The sequence below is a fragment of the Nocardia sp. NPDC055321 genome, assembly GCF_053645575.1.
Map to the genome: position 1 here is coordinate 522,498 of NZ_JBSHMS010000001.1, position 11,448 is coordinate 533,945.

Here is an 11,448-nt window from a genome sequence, read left to right on the forward strand (position 1 = left end):
GGCCCCGAACCGCTCCCGGCGCGGTGCGGCCGAAAACCGGCCGCACCGCGCGCACCGTCAGCTGCTCAGATCCTTGAATCGCTTGACCGCCAGCGGGAAGAACACCGCGATCAACCCCAGCGGCCACAGCACCGCGAGCAGTTCCGCGTGCGTGGCCGCCCAGGAATCACCGGCCGCGACCGGATTCCCGAACAGTCCGCGAATCGCGGTGGCCGTGGCCGACATCGGATTCCACTGCACCGCCGTGCCCAGCCAGGACGGCATCGACTCGGGGGAGGCGATGGCATTGGACAGAAAACTGATGGGCCACACCAGAATCTGCACCGTCTGCACCAGCTCCGGTTTGCCCGCGACCATGGCCAGGTAGATCCCGATCCACAGCATGGCGAAGCGCAGCAGCAACAGCAGGCCCATCGCCGCCAGGAAGGACGCGAATCCGGCGTGCCAGCGCCAGCCGATCGCGTACCCGACCGCCACCATGACCGCCAGCCCCACCGCCGACTGGAGCATGTCCGCCACGCTGCGCCCGACCAGCACCGCGCCCGAATGCATGGGCATGGAACGGAATCGGTCGATGACGCCCTTGCCCAGATCCTGGGTGACCGAGGTCATGGTCGCCTCGAGCCCGAAGGCCATGGTCATGGTGAGCATGCCGGGGACCAGGAACGAGGTGAAGTCCCCGTCGATGCCGCGGCCGCCGCCGATGAGATAGCTGAACATCACCAGCAGCATCACCGGGAACACCAGCCCGACCACCACCTGCACGGGCTGGCGCGCCCAGTGCGCGAGTTCGCGCCGGGTCATGGTCCAGCAGTCGGCGATCGCCCAGCTCAGCGCCGAGCCCGGCGCGGGCTCGCCGCGCACGTCCGAAACCGTTGTCACGCTACGTTCTCCTTCGTCAGATGCAGGAAGACCTCGTCGAGGGTCGGCCGGCGGATCGCGATGTCCTCGGCCTCGATGTCGTTGTCCCGCAACGCTCGAACGGTGTCGGTCAGTGCGATCATGCGGTCGGTGACCGCCGCGCTGAGCAGTCGCCGATCGCGATCGACGACGACCTCTCCGGGCAGCAGCATCGCCGCGCGATCCAGTTGCGCGGCGTCGTGCAGGACCACGTCGATGCGGTCGCCGCCGGTCCGGGATTTGAGTTCGTCGGCGGTGCCCTCGGCGATGGCCCGCCCGTGATCGATCACCGTGATCCGATCGGCGAGCTGATCGGCTTCCTCCAGGTACTGGGTGGTCAGCAGCACGGTGGTGCCGCCGTGCACCAGCGAGCGCACCGCGCTCCACACCTCGTTGCGCCCGCGCGGATCGAGTCCGGTGGTGGGCTCGTCCAGGAACAGCACCTCCGGTTCGGAGATGAGCGAGGCCGCCAGATCCAGGCGCCGGCGCATGCCGCCGCTGTACTGCTTCACCGCCTTCGAGCCGGTGTCGGCGAGTCCGAACCGGGCCAGCAGTTCGTCGGCGCGCACGCCCGCGCGCCGCGCGCCCAGGTGGTAGAGCCGCCCGAACATCTCCAGGTTCTGCCTGCCGCCGAGTTCCTCGTCGACCGCGGCGTGCTGCCCGAGCAGTCCGATGCGGGTGCGGGCCGCGTCGGGCCGGGCGCGCACGTCGATGCCGGCGACTTCGACCCGGCCTTCCTCGGGCCGCAGCAGCGTGGTCATGATGCGGACGGCGGTGGTCTTGCCCGCGCCGTTCGGGCCGAGGACCGCCTGCACGGTGCCGGCGCGTACGCGCAGGTCCAGGCCGTCGAGCGCCTGTTTGCCGCCGTACCTCTTTCGTAAGCCTTCGACGTTGATCGCCAGGTGGGAATCGGACAAGAAACACCCCGTGGAGTCGGTTGGCCGCGTTCGACCGGAGGTGCTCCGGCGCTGGAGGACCCCTGATTAGTCAAACTTGATTACCAATCCACGCTAGCGCGGTCGCCCGCGACTAGTCAAGCTTGATCAGTGCTAGCCTGATCGCACTCGGCCCCGAAGGAGACACCCCATGTCAGCGATCCGACTGCTGGTCCTCGGCGCGGTTCGCCAGCACGGACGCGCGCACGGCTACCAGGTGCGCAACGATCTCGAGTTCTGGGGCGCGCACGAATGGTCCAACGCCAAGCCGGGGTCGATCTATCACGCGCTCAAGCAGATGGCCAAGCAGGGACTGCTGCTCGCGCACGAGGTCGCGCCCAGCACCGCCGGCGGCCCGCCCCGGGTGGAGTACGAGCTCACCGAGCAGGGCACCGCGGAATACCGTGCCCTGCTGCGTGAAGCGCTGACCTCTTACGACCAGAAGATGGACATGCTCTCGGCCGCAATCGGATTCATGGTCGATCTGCCGCGCGCGGAGGCCGTGGCCCTGCTGCGCGAACGCATTTCGGCGCTGGAAGCCTGGCGGTCCTCGGTCACCGAGCACTACGTCCCCGAGGACGGCCCGGGTCAGCTCGGCCACATCGGCGAGATCATGAACATGTGGGTGCACTCGGCCGACAGCGAGGCCGCCTGGACCCAGGGCCTGATCGACCGGATCGAGGGCGGCGCCTACGTATTCGAGGGGGAGGGCGACCCGTTCGTCGGCATCCTCGCCGACGACGAACCGAACCCCTTCGCGACCGGGCCGCACCCCGGCGACCTTCGCTGATCCACCTGCAGCACCCGTACCATCGTGAGATCCGAAGGGCCGCTACGATCCTCGCGTGGGGATTGTGCGCACCGTGGCGATTCGGGTACTGGCGCCGTACGAGCAGGCGTATCCGGCCATCGAACACGGTATGGACGTACTCGGCGTGGAGATCACCCGGCGCGGGAATCCGCTGCTGGCGCAATCCAAGCGCTCGCTGCGCAAGAACCGCTGGGCCGCAACGCTGTCGGCGGGCTTCCGGCCCGAGAGTCCGTCCTCGACGATCATCGAGTGGACCGTCGACATGATGGGCAGCAAGCACATCGAGCTCATCGACGAGATCGCCGAGGCCGCCGGGCTGCCCGTCGACGACCACGGTCTCGCGGCCGCCCTCGACCGAATCGGCACGCTGGGCTGGCTTTTCGGCCGTCGCGAGGCGCGTTCGCTGGCGGAGTACATCCGGCTGGACGAGTACGTGGTCGAGCTCGCGCAGGGTCTGTTCGACGATCAGGCCCAGGGGATGCTGGTGCTGACCACGCGCCGGCTGTTCTTCTTCGACAAAGGGCTGCTGAGCGCCACGGTGGAGGAGTTCTCCTTCGACGCGATCGTGGCGCTGGGCTTCTCGACCCAGCCGGGCGGGGAGACGATCACCATTTCGACGTCGCGCTGGATGGCGTCGGTGGCGCAGATCGCGCACGGGCGGGGTGAGGCGTTCGTGGCGGCCTTCCGGCGCGTGCGGGCCGAAGCCGATGGCGGCGGCGCCCGGCGCGCGCCCGTGGGGGACATCGCCGAGCACCTGCGGGCGCTCGGGGAGCTGCGGGACGCCGGGGTGCTGACCGAGGCGGAGTTCGCGGCCAAGAAGGCCGAACTGCTCGCGCGGATGTAGGCGGCCGGGCGGGTACTCCAGGAACCGGATCGCGACGGGGTCGGCCGCGGGGTCAGTGCGTGTCGGTGGGCAGAGCCAGCATCTGGAAGGTCATCACCAGTGCGCCGAGCAGGCCCGCGGTGCCGGTCAGGGCGGTGAGAGCGGAGCCGGTGAGCAGGGTCAGGCCGAGGAAGAAGAACAGGCACAGGGCCAGCGCCACGGTGGTGCTGGTGCGATCGATCCTCGTCGTATTCCCGGTGTGATTACGTGAGTCGATGATCATGTCCTAAGCGTTCCCCACGAGATTATTTATCAAACCGTGATTGGTGAAAACCCTCGATCGGGACCGGTGTAATCGCAGTTCAGGGTCGATTAATTCGCGGTGATTCGGGCAGATCGCCCGGTGTGGGCCATGTCGCGCCGAGTTGTTTCGATGTGGGCGGACGGGGTACAGATTAGAAATACCCACGTTTTGTACGGGATACCGCACCGAGGGGCTGATTATGTCAACTGAATACCCCGCACGACCCGCCGACACCCACCACGACCGCAGCACGAACGACTCCTACGACCACCTCGAGCCCTGGCTCGGCAAGCTCGCCGCGCTGGATCCGCGGGACCCCGAACGGGCCCGCCTGCGCGAGGACATCATCGCCAGGGCCATGCCGCTGGGCGAGCACATCGCGCGCCGCTACGCCGGCCGCGGGGTGGAGTACGAGGATCTGGCGCAGATCGCCGCCCTGGGCGTGGTGCTCGCGGTGGACCGGTTCGACCCGGACCACGGGTCGTCCTTTCTCGGCTACGCGATTCCGACCGTCATGGGCGAGGTCAAGCGCTACTTCCGGGACAGCACCTGGGCCGTGCGCGTGCCGCGCCGGTTCAAGGAGCTGCAGCAGCAACTCGGCACCGCGATTCCGCAGCTGGCCCAGCGCCTCGAACGCGAGCCCACCGCCCGCGAGCTGGCCGAGCACCTCGACGCCGACCTGTACGAGATCACCCAGGCGCTCATCGCCCGCAACAGCCGCACCGCCGACTCGCTCGACACCCGGGTGACCGGTACCGAGGACGGCGCCACCTTCTCGCCCGCGGACACCATCGGCGATCTCGATCCGGGCTACGCGCTCATGGAGGATTCGCTCACCGCCGGCCCGCTGCTGGCCGAGCTGTCCGAGCGCGAGCGCCGCATCCTGATCCTGCGCTACGGGCAGGAGCTGACCCAGGTGCAGATCGCGCGGGAACTCGGCGTGTCCCAGATGCAGATCTCCCGCATTCTGTCGCGCGTGCTGACGGATCTGCGCACCCGCGCGCTGCAGGCGGCGTAAGTCTCACGCGGCGGGGCGATACCCCGAATGCCCCTGCCGCCGTGTGTGTTCGGCCAGTTCGATGAACTCGTCCAGGGCGGCCAGCGCGGACCACTCGTTCCGCGCGACGAGGCCGGGGTATCGATCCGAACGGGCGACGTAGGCGGCCTCGTCCGCCGACCAGCTCACCCGCACCGCGGGCGCCCAGTCGGTTCGATCGATGGTGTTCATGGTGGTTTCCTGTTCTCCCGCAAGCGGTTCAGGCCCTCGATTCAACCCTCGCGGCCGCGCCGGGTGGCGGGTCCTTACGGATCTCGCAGGCCCGGCTTCGTGAATTTGTCGCTTTCTTTGCGGGTTCGGTGTGGTGGCTATTCCATTCCGGTGCGACCGGGCGTCCAGAAGGGCTTCGTGCGGATCGCTCGCCGATCCCAGCCGCGCTCGTCGATCAGGATCCGGCGCAGCCGCTGGATGGTGCGCGCCTCGCCGGCGAGATAGGCCACCCCGGGCCGGTCCGGCAGCGCGAGCGCGCGCAGTCCGGCGGCCAGGACCTCGGAGTTCGCGGCTCCGGCCGATCCCCGCTCCACCCGGGTCAACTCGCGCGGCAGCGCCAGGTGCCCGTCCGCGGCGGCGGCCTCGACCACGCCGTATGCCTCGGCCCCGGCGGGCAGGGCACGCAGCATCGCCGCGAACGCGACCGACGCGGTCTCCTCGCCGGCGAACAGGTGGTACAGGGCCTCGGGGCGCAGCGTGAAATTGCCCTGCGGCCTGGTGAAGTGGACGGTGTCGCCGATCGCGGTGGCCCGTGCCCAGCGTCGGGACGGGGTCTGCGTGTCCGGCTCGGTGTCGTGTTCGAGGCGCACGATGTCGAGGGTGCCCGCGACCGGGTCGGCGTCGTGGATGGAGTAGGCGCGCAGCGCGTCGTGCGGGTGCAGCCGCAGCAGGGTTTCGGCGAATCCGCCGACCTGGATCCGAATGTGCTGTCCCGGAGCCCAGGTGAGCCCGCGCAGCCGCGGCCCGCTGAACCGGATGCGCCGCAGTCGCGGTGTGAGGTCCTCGAATTCGCTGACGGTGGCCGAGAGCAGCACCGCGTCGCGCAGGGTGCCGAAGAGGGGGAAGGTGTCTTCGAGAGTTGCCAAGGGACTTCTCCGATACCGGATGTGCGCCGCTCCCGGCGCCGGGTGGCGGTCGCGTCCCGGCCGCCGCGACTAAGGGTACCCTTAGTTGATGGCCCGTGGGGATGTGAGAATCACTGCCGGAACGCGCCCGCCGCCTCGAGGAACACTCCCGGTGCGACCCCGGTCATCTCGCGGCAGACCCGGCTGGCGTGCGGCAGATCGGTGAACCCCGCCGCGTGCGCCCCGTCGGTCAGCGAGCTGCCCGCGCGCACCGCCAGACCCCAGTGGACCAGCCGGAGCCAGCGCACGATCGCGGGGAAGGTGCCACCGGCCTGGGCGCCGAACAACCGGCCCAGGCGACCGGGGGAGAGGAAGACCGCGGCGGCCAGGTCGGGGAGCCGGACCGCGGCGGGCAGCATGCTCGTCAGGTGGTCGAGCGCTTCGTGCAGCTGCGGGTGCGGTGGCAGGTCTGCCGCGTCCGGGTCGCGCAGCGCGGCGACGGCGGCATCGGCCAGCTCGTCCAGCAGTCGCGCCGGGGTCATCCCCGGAAGTCGCTGCAGCGCATGCCAGTTCGCGCTTCGTGTGATCGCGTCGATGCGGCGCCCGGCCGCCACCCAGTCGCCCGGATCCGCGCCGAGGCGGTAGCGCGCGGTGATCTCCCGGGCCAGGGGGTGGCCCGGAAACAACAGGATCGACAGCACCCGCGTATCGGAGTCGTTGGCGCGCATCGCATGTGGTGCGCCGCTGGGCACCACGGCCGCACGGCAGTCGATCCACCGCCCGCTCCCGTCGCCGATCGCCGCGTTGCCCCGGTAGACCAGCGTGATCTGCAGGACCGGGTGCCGATGGACGGCGTTGCCCCCGAATCCGGCGGCCAGCACCGCGCGGTGCCGGCGCAGGCTCCACCCGTAGATTCGCCAGTCGCTCACGAGAACTAAGGCTACCCTTAGTGTTTCGGCGGTCCCGGAAACGCGACGGATTCATACAAGCGTTCCGGTTCGCGCGCCGGTCAGCCTGGGACGAGAGATCGCCGCCGCCCGCGGCCGATCCGACGCCACCGGGGAGACCGCCATGTCCGAGAAGTTCGCCAACCAGTTCACCTTCGGCCACCCGATCGGCGCCGTGCACGCCGCCCTGACCGACCCCGGGTACTGGCACGACCGCCTCGCCGAGCTCGAGGGCGGCGGGGCCGCCGTCACCGCGTTCACCGCCGAGGCCGGTATCACGACCGTCGCGGTCTCGATGTCGATCGCGGCCGCCGCGTTGCCCGCCCGTGCCGCCCGCGCCCGGCCGCTGGGTGTGCGGTTCACCTTCGAGGAGTCGTGGCGCGCACTGCGCGCCGGGGCCGCCATCGGGACCCTGCACGGCGCCGTCGCGGGCGCGCCGGTCCGGCTCGCGGCGACCTTCCGTCTCGAATCCGGCGACGCGGGAACCACACTCATGCGGCAGCACGGCTTCGTCGAAGCCGGTGTCCCGCTGGTCGGCCGGATGATCGAGGACGGGGTCCGCGCGAAGGTGATCGCGGATTTCGCGCGGAACTGCCGCTACACCGAGGACTGGGCGGGGCGTTGACGCTGTCGAACGGGATCGGCACACGGAACGGCCGGGCGCGGCGCGCAGAGAGGCCCCGCAGGAGCGAAGGGGAACCTGCGGGGCCTGGTCACTGCTCCTGCCGGGGGTGCTGAGACGCAGTGACCCGCATGTGCAGCTGTGCGTTCAGTATCGGGCGCGGGGGAGCGCGGCGGGTGCGGGCCGACGGCGAGATTCGTTTCACGCCTGGCGGGTTCGTTCGGTGGCTATCATCGTCGGCTATGCGGGGTGAGGGGTTCTGATCGGGGCGGTTCCGGTGGAGCGGACCGAAATGCGCACGCGGGAGGCCGATCCGGCGGTCGCGCTCGTCAAGAGTCTGGTGATCGACCACCGGGCCCGCGTCGCGGTCACCGCGCCGGAACGACTGCACGTGTCGGTGAGTTCGGTGACGGCCGCGGGACTCGGCTCGGATCTATTGCGCTTCTCCGGGATCAGCTATCACGCCGAAGGCGAGCCCTCGGCCGAGCTGCTGGCGGCGGTGCTGCTCTCGGGCAGCGGCACCCTGTCCGCGGCCGGAACCGACCTGGTCCTCGCGCCGCGCGACATGTTCCTCGCGCCCATGGAATCCGGCTGGGCGACCGATCTGCAGGACATGGTCTACGCGCTGGTGCGCTTCCCGCCGGCCGAGGTGGCCGAACACGCGGCCGACCTCTGCGGGCCCGCCGACCGGCCGCTGCGCTTCCACTCCCTCTCACCCGTGCCGGGCACCGAACGCTTCTGGGCCGACACCTGCGCCTACCTGTACCGGCAGCTGGTGTCCTCGGGCATCGACGAGATCAACACCCTGGTCCTGCACGGCCTCAAACGCCTCACCGCCACCGCGCTGCTCGCCAGCTTCCCCAACACCACCATGACCGCGTCCTACACCCCGGGCCCCGGGCCGACCCCGTCGGCCACCGTCTGGCGCGCGGCCCGGTTCATCGACGATCACGCCGCCGAACCCCTGACCCTCGAACGGATCGCCGCCGAGGCCCGCGTGACCCCGCGCGCCCTGCAGGCCGGTTTCCGCCGCCACTTCGACACCACCCCGCTGGGCTATCTGCGCCGCGTGCGCCTGGAACACGCGCACCGCGACCTGCGGGCGGCCGACCCCACCCTGGGCGCGACCGTCGAAACCATCGCGGCCCGTTGGGGTTTCCCGCACCCGTCGCGCTTCGCGGCCCAGTACAAACGGGCCTTCGGGGTGCTTCCGAGCCACACCCTCCGCTCATGACAAGTGGCGGCCGAGTCACACGCTCCGCTCGCGAAGCGTGACTTCCCGGCCACGCACCGGGCGCGTGAGATGTTCTGTCGCACCGTGTTTCGGGCCACCGATGTGCGCGGCGTGCCGTGGCCGACGGAGATGCCGGGCGTGATGCCCTCGAATCGCGCGTGCGGATCAGGCCGGGTAGCGGGACCATCCCGCCGCGGTGACCGCGGCGTCCAGGGCCTCGAGGCCGAAAGCGTCCACCGGACCCAGGGCGCCGGCGCCGCGCAATCCGCCCTCCAGCGCCGTCTGCGCGCCCCAGGCGAGGATCGCCGCGGTGAAGTCGTAGGGGTCGCCGCCCGCGAGAGTCACCGTGGCCGCGGTCTTTCCGCTCGCGTCCCGCGCCTGCGCCACCGCCCAGGTCCGGGTGCGCCCGCGGGATTCGGCCCCGGGCCCGCCGGTCGATCCCTGCACCGCGCGCGCCAGGACGCCGTTGAGGCCCCGCGTGAGCGCGGGCACCTTGCCCGCGGCCGCGATCAGCCCGGAGCCGGCGCGGAGTCCCTGTGCCGCGAGGGTCGGCAGGCCCAGGTACACCCCGGCCTCGCGCAGGCCCGGATACGAACGGGTGAGCGCGAGATGCTCCGAACCGGGAATCGACACTCCCGTCCGGGCGGTCCCGGCGACGTCGAACGTGTGCAGCCGCGCGCCCGAGCGTTCGGTGACGATCCGCCCGTCGCGCAGCGCGAAGCCGGGTTCGAACAGCATCCCGGCGATGGAGGCGCGGGTGCCCCCGCTGGTGCGCGGGTTGTCGGCGAAGTAGCCGATGTCGACGCGCACCGCGCCGGGCGACGACGCCAGGGCCAGCCCGGCGGCGAGATTGCCCGGGACGTAATCGAATCCGAACGCGGTGAGCAGGGCCGAGCCGGCGGCCCGGGCCCGCTCGTCGTGGCCGAACACGGTGCGGATGAAGGGCCCCTCGCCGGTGGAATCGAGGTAGTGCGCCCCGGCGTCGATGGCCGCGGCCAGCGCGGGCCCGCCGTAGCGCAGGAACGGGCCGACCGTGCTGACCAGGACATCGCCCGGTTCGAGCAGGGCGCGTACCGACGCGGGGTCGGCGACATCGGCGACGGCGGTGCGCGCGCCGCCGAGATCGGCCGCGAGCTTCTCCAGGGCGTTCGCGTTCCGCCCGGCCAGCACCGGTGAAACTCCGCGCGCGACAAGGGCTTCGACCGTCAGTCGTCCCGTGTAGCCCGTCGCCCCGAACACCACGATCTTCGCCATCGCCGCCTCCTCGCCGTTTGTCGTATGTCTAGCACGACGGTTGTGAGATGGATAGAGTCGGAGTCTCTTATCACCTACATCTTCGCCAGCCGCGCCATGACGAAGTTGTAGAGACCGTAGGTGATGATCCCCAGCCCCGCCGCCACCAGCAGCGCCGCACCGTAGGGCTGCGCGCCGAGGGTCTTGAGCGCCCCGTCCAGCCCGGCCGACTTGTTCGGATCGGACTGGCTCACGGCCAGGATCACCAGCGCGCCGATGGCCCCGATCGCGAGTCCCTTCGCGATGTACCCGGCCATGCCGAGCCGCTCCACCGCCTTGCTCGGCGAGCCCTTCAGGTCCTTCAGGAAGCGCTTGGTGGCCCCCTTGTACACGTGGTAGCCGCCGACCCCGATGATCACCAGGCCCGCGACGATCAGCACGACGGTGCCCGCGGTGTTCTCCATCAGCCGCGCGGTGACGCTCTTGCTCTCACCACTGCTGGACTTGCCGCGCCCCCGGGCGAAACCGAATGCGGTGAGCGCCAATCCGAAGTAGATCACCGCGACGGCCGCGGCCTTGATCCGGTGCACGGCCTCGGACTTCGCGTCGTCCGAGCGCGGCTCGGACGCCTTGCCGAACACCGCTTCGGTCAAGCGCCACAACGCCATCAGGACGAAGGCGACCACCCCGATCCACAGGGCAAGTCCGCCACCGGGTTTCGCGGCCAGTTCGGCCATGGCCCCGGATTGGTCGGCGGCGCCGCCCCCGCCGCCGAAGGCGAGGCGGATGGCGATGTACCCCACGAACAGGTGCACGATTCCGCTCATCACGAATCCGGCCCGGGCGAATCGCGCGAAATACGGGTGCTGCGCCATCCGCTCGACCGCGGACGACGAATACGAGCTGTCAGGACTGCCGGTCCGGGTAGACGGTTCGGTCATCGAAAATCCTTTGATCCCATACGAACTGGACCGTCAGCGCATACCCGGGCAGGGGCCGGTGAAACAGGCGCGGCGCAAACCCCGTCCGCCGCCCGCCACCGCCGTTTCGACGCGGCGCCGGCGGGTAACACCTCGTCGAACCCGTGCCCATCGAGAATGGAAGTCGAGGATGAACCCAACCCCGGTCCCGCCCACCACGCCCGAATCCGATGATCTGCTGCCGGACGTCGATCAGCTCCGCGAGGACGCCGACGCCGCCGTGGCCGAAACGAGCGTCCGGGTCGTCGGCCGCGGCCTGCAACTGGTCCACACCGCCAAACGCCACCCCGTACCGCTCACGGCCGCGGCCGCTTCCGGCGCGGTCCTGACCTGGTGGGCGATCCGCCGCAGGCGGTCGTGAGCACGCGCACGCGATCGTGAGTGCTCGGCGCCAGCGATCGTGAATGCTCGTCCTGACCTCGCCCGATAGCGCGCGCCCGCGCGCCCCCAACCGGACGAGTGTCCGGGTGGGGGGCGCGGGCCGGTGTGGGCGCCGGGGGGGGGCGCGGTGGGGGCACGGGGGCGTCCGCGGTGGCCCGGCCCCACA

14 protein-coding genes are annotated in these 11,448 nt (G+C 70.6%); 6 read left to right on the plus strand and 8 right to left on the minus strand.

From position 1 onward, the window contains the following. Positions 1 to 57: 57 nt before the first annotated feature. Complete coding sequence (locus ACWIGI_RS02355; protein ID WP_454200525.1) at positions 58 to 882, minus strand: ABC transporter permease; 825 nt, start codon at positions 880 to 882, stop codon at positions 58 to 60. After that, positions 879 to 1,817 (minus strand): ATP-binding cassette domain-containing protein, encoded by a 939-nt coding sequence (locus tag ACWIGI_RS02360; RefSeq protein ID WP_454200526.1) that lies wholly within the window; start codon positions 1,815 to 1,817, stop codon positions 879 to 881. Before ACWIGI_RS02360 ends, ACWIGI_RS02355 begins: the two co-directional genes overlap by 4 nt. Before the next feature lie 169 nt (positions 1,818 to 1,986). Between ACWIGI_RS02360 and ACWIGI_RS02365 the strand changes: the two genes are divergently transcribed. Together ACWIGI_RS02365 and ACWIGI_RS02370 are read left to right on the plus strand one after the other, a co-directional pair. Next, positions 1,987 to 2,625 carry a PadR family transcriptional regulator gene (locus ACWIGI_RS02365; protein ID WP_454200527.1) on the plus strand — a complete coding sequence of 213 codons (639 nt, stop codon included), beginning with the start codon at positions 1,987 to 1,989 and terminating at the stop codon, positions 2,623 to 2,625. A 55-nt stretch (positions 2,626 to 2,680) separates the two neighbouring features. Then, positions 2,681 to 3,490 carry an SHOCT domain-containing protein gene (locus ACWIGI_RS02370; RefSeq protein ID WP_454200528.1) on the plus strand — a complete coding sequence of 270 codons (810 nt, stop codon included), beginning with the start codon at positions 2,681 to 2,683 and terminating at the stop codon, positions 3,488 to 3,490. Between the two features lie 52 nt (positions 3,491 to 3,542). On the opposite strand, the gene ACWIGI_RS02375 is transcribed toward ACWIGI_RS02370, so the two are convergent. After that, positions 3,543 to 3,752, minus strand: a complete 210-nt coding sequence (locus ACWIGI_RS02375) for a hypothetical protein (RefSeq protein WP_454200529.1) — start codon at positions 3,750 to 3,752, stop codon at positions 3,543 to 3,545. Positions 3,753 to 3,972: 220 nt separating this feature from the next. Here ACWIGI_RS02375 and ACWIGI_RS02380 point away from each other — a divergent pair, with 220 nt between their 5' ends. Then, the gene (locus ACWIGI_RS02380; protein ID WP_454200530.1) at positions 3,973 to 4,791 is read left to right on the plus strand and encodes a SigB/SigF/SigG family RNA polymerase sigma factor; all 819 of its coding nucleotides are present in this window, start codon (positions 3,973 to 3,975) and stop codon (positions 4,789 to 4,791) included. Positions 4,792 to 4,794: 3 nt separating this feature from the next. Here the strand turns inward: ACWIGI_RS02380 and ACWIGI_RS02385 are convergent, their stop codons facing one another. The 3 genes from ACWIGI_RS02385 to ACWIGI_RS02395 form a co-directional block, all read right to left on the minus strand. After that, positions 4,795 to 5,001, minus strand: coding sequence for a hypothetical protein (locus ACWIGI_RS02385; protein WP_454200531.1), 207 nt, complete (start codon positions 4,999 to 5,001; stop codon positions 4,795 to 4,797). Between the two features lie 137 nt (positions 5,002 to 5,138). Then, positions 5,139 to 5,906, minus strand: coding sequence for a siderophore-interacting protein (locus ACWIGI_RS02390; RefSeq protein WP_454200532.1), 768 nt, complete (start codon positions 5,904 to 5,906; stop codon positions 5,139 to 5,141). Positions 5,907 to 6,016: 110 nt separating this feature from the next. Then, complete coding sequence (locus tag ACWIGI_RS02395; RefSeq protein WP_454200533.1) at positions 6,017 to 6,814, minus strand: helix-turn-helix domain-containing protein; 798 nt, start codon at positions 6,812 to 6,814, stop codon at positions 6,017 to 6,019. 142 nt (positions 6,815 to 6,956) lie between these two features. Between ACWIGI_RS02395 and ACWIGI_RS02400 the strand changes: the two genes are divergently transcribed. Continuing rightward, on the plus strand, positions 6,957 to 7,457 hold the full coding sequence (locus ACWIGI_RS02400; RefSeq protein ID WP_454200534.1) for a DUF2505 domain-containing protein: 501 nt from the start codon (positions 6,957 to 6,959) through the stop codon (positions 7,455 to 7,457). Between the two features lie 289 nt (positions 7,458 to 7,746). Beyond that, the gene (locus tag ACWIGI_RS02405; protein ID WP_454200535.1) at positions 7,747 to 8,688 is read left to right on the plus strand and encodes an AraC family transcriptional regulator; all 942 of its coding nucleotides are present in this window, start codon (positions 7,747 to 7,749) and stop codon (positions 8,686 to 8,688) included. A gap of 165 nt (positions 8,689 to 8,853) precedes the next feature. On the opposite strand, the gene ACWIGI_RS02410 is transcribed toward ACWIGI_RS02405, so the two are convergent. Together ACWIGI_RS02410 and ACWIGI_RS02415 are read right to left on the minus strand one after the other, a co-directional pair. Next, positions 8,854 to 9,942, minus strand: coding sequence for a saccharopine dehydrogenase family protein (locus tag ACWIGI_RS02410; RefSeq protein WP_454200536.1), 1,089 nt, complete (start codon positions 9,940 to 9,942; stop codon positions 8,854 to 8,856). A gap of 74 nt (positions 9,943 to 10,016) precedes the next feature. After that, complete coding sequence (locus ACWIGI_RS02415) at positions 10,017 to 10,796, minus strand: DUF1206 domain-containing protein (RefSeq protein WP_454200599.1); 780 nt, start codon at positions 10,794 to 10,796, stop codon at positions 10,017 to 10,019. A 235-nt stretch (positions 10,797 to 11,031) separates the two neighbouring features. On the opposite strand from ACWIGI_RS02415, the gene ACWIGI_RS02420 reads away from it, so the two are divergent. After that, complete coding sequence (locus ACWIGI_RS02420; RefSeq protein ID WP_454200537.1) at positions 11,032 to 11,262, plus strand: hypothetical protein; 231 nt, start codon at positions 11,032 to 11,034, stop codon at positions 11,260 to 11,262. The last annotated feature ends 186 nt before the right edge of the window (positions 11,263 to 11,448 follow it).

Bases quoted from the DNA above. Each gene is read 5' to 3' on its own strand.
- ACWIGI_RS02365 (WP_454200527.1), top strand. From the start codon at position 1,987: ATGTCAGCGATCCGACTGCTGGTCCTCGGCGCGGTTCGCCAGCACGGA.
- ACWIGI_RS02375 (WP_454200529.1), bottom strand. From the start codon at position 3,752: ATGATCATCGACTCACGTAATCACACCGGGAATACGACGAGGATCGAT.
- ACWIGI_RS02380 (WP_454200530.1), top strand. From the start codon at position 3,973: ATGTCAACTGAATACCCCGCACGACCCGCCGACACCCACCACGACCGC.
- ACWIGI_RS02385 (WP_454200531.1), bottom strand. From the start codon at position 5,001: ATGAACACCATCGATCGAACCGACTGGGCGCCCGCGGTGCGGGTGAGC.
- ACWIGI_RS02400 (WP_454200534.1), top strand. From the start codon at position 6,957: ATGTCCGAGAAGTTCGCCAACCAGTTCACCTTCGGCCACCCGATCGGC.
- ACWIGI_RS02405 (WP_454200535.1), top strand. From the start codon at position 7,747: ATGCGCACGCGGGAGGCCGATCCGGCGGTCGCGCTCGTCAAGAGTCTG.
- ACWIGI_RS02410 (WP_454200536.1), bottom strand. From the start codon at position 9,942: ATGGCGAAGATCGTGGTGTTCGGGGCGACGGGCTACACGGGACGACTG.
- ACWIGI_RS02415 (WP_454200599.1), bottom strand. From the start codon at position 10,796: ATGGCGCAGCACCCGTATTTCGCGCGATTCGCCCGGGCCGGATTCGTG.
- ACWIGI_RS02420 (WP_454200537.1), top strand. From the start codon at position 11,032: ATGAACCCAACCCCGGTCCCGCCCACCACGCCCGAATCCGATGATCTG.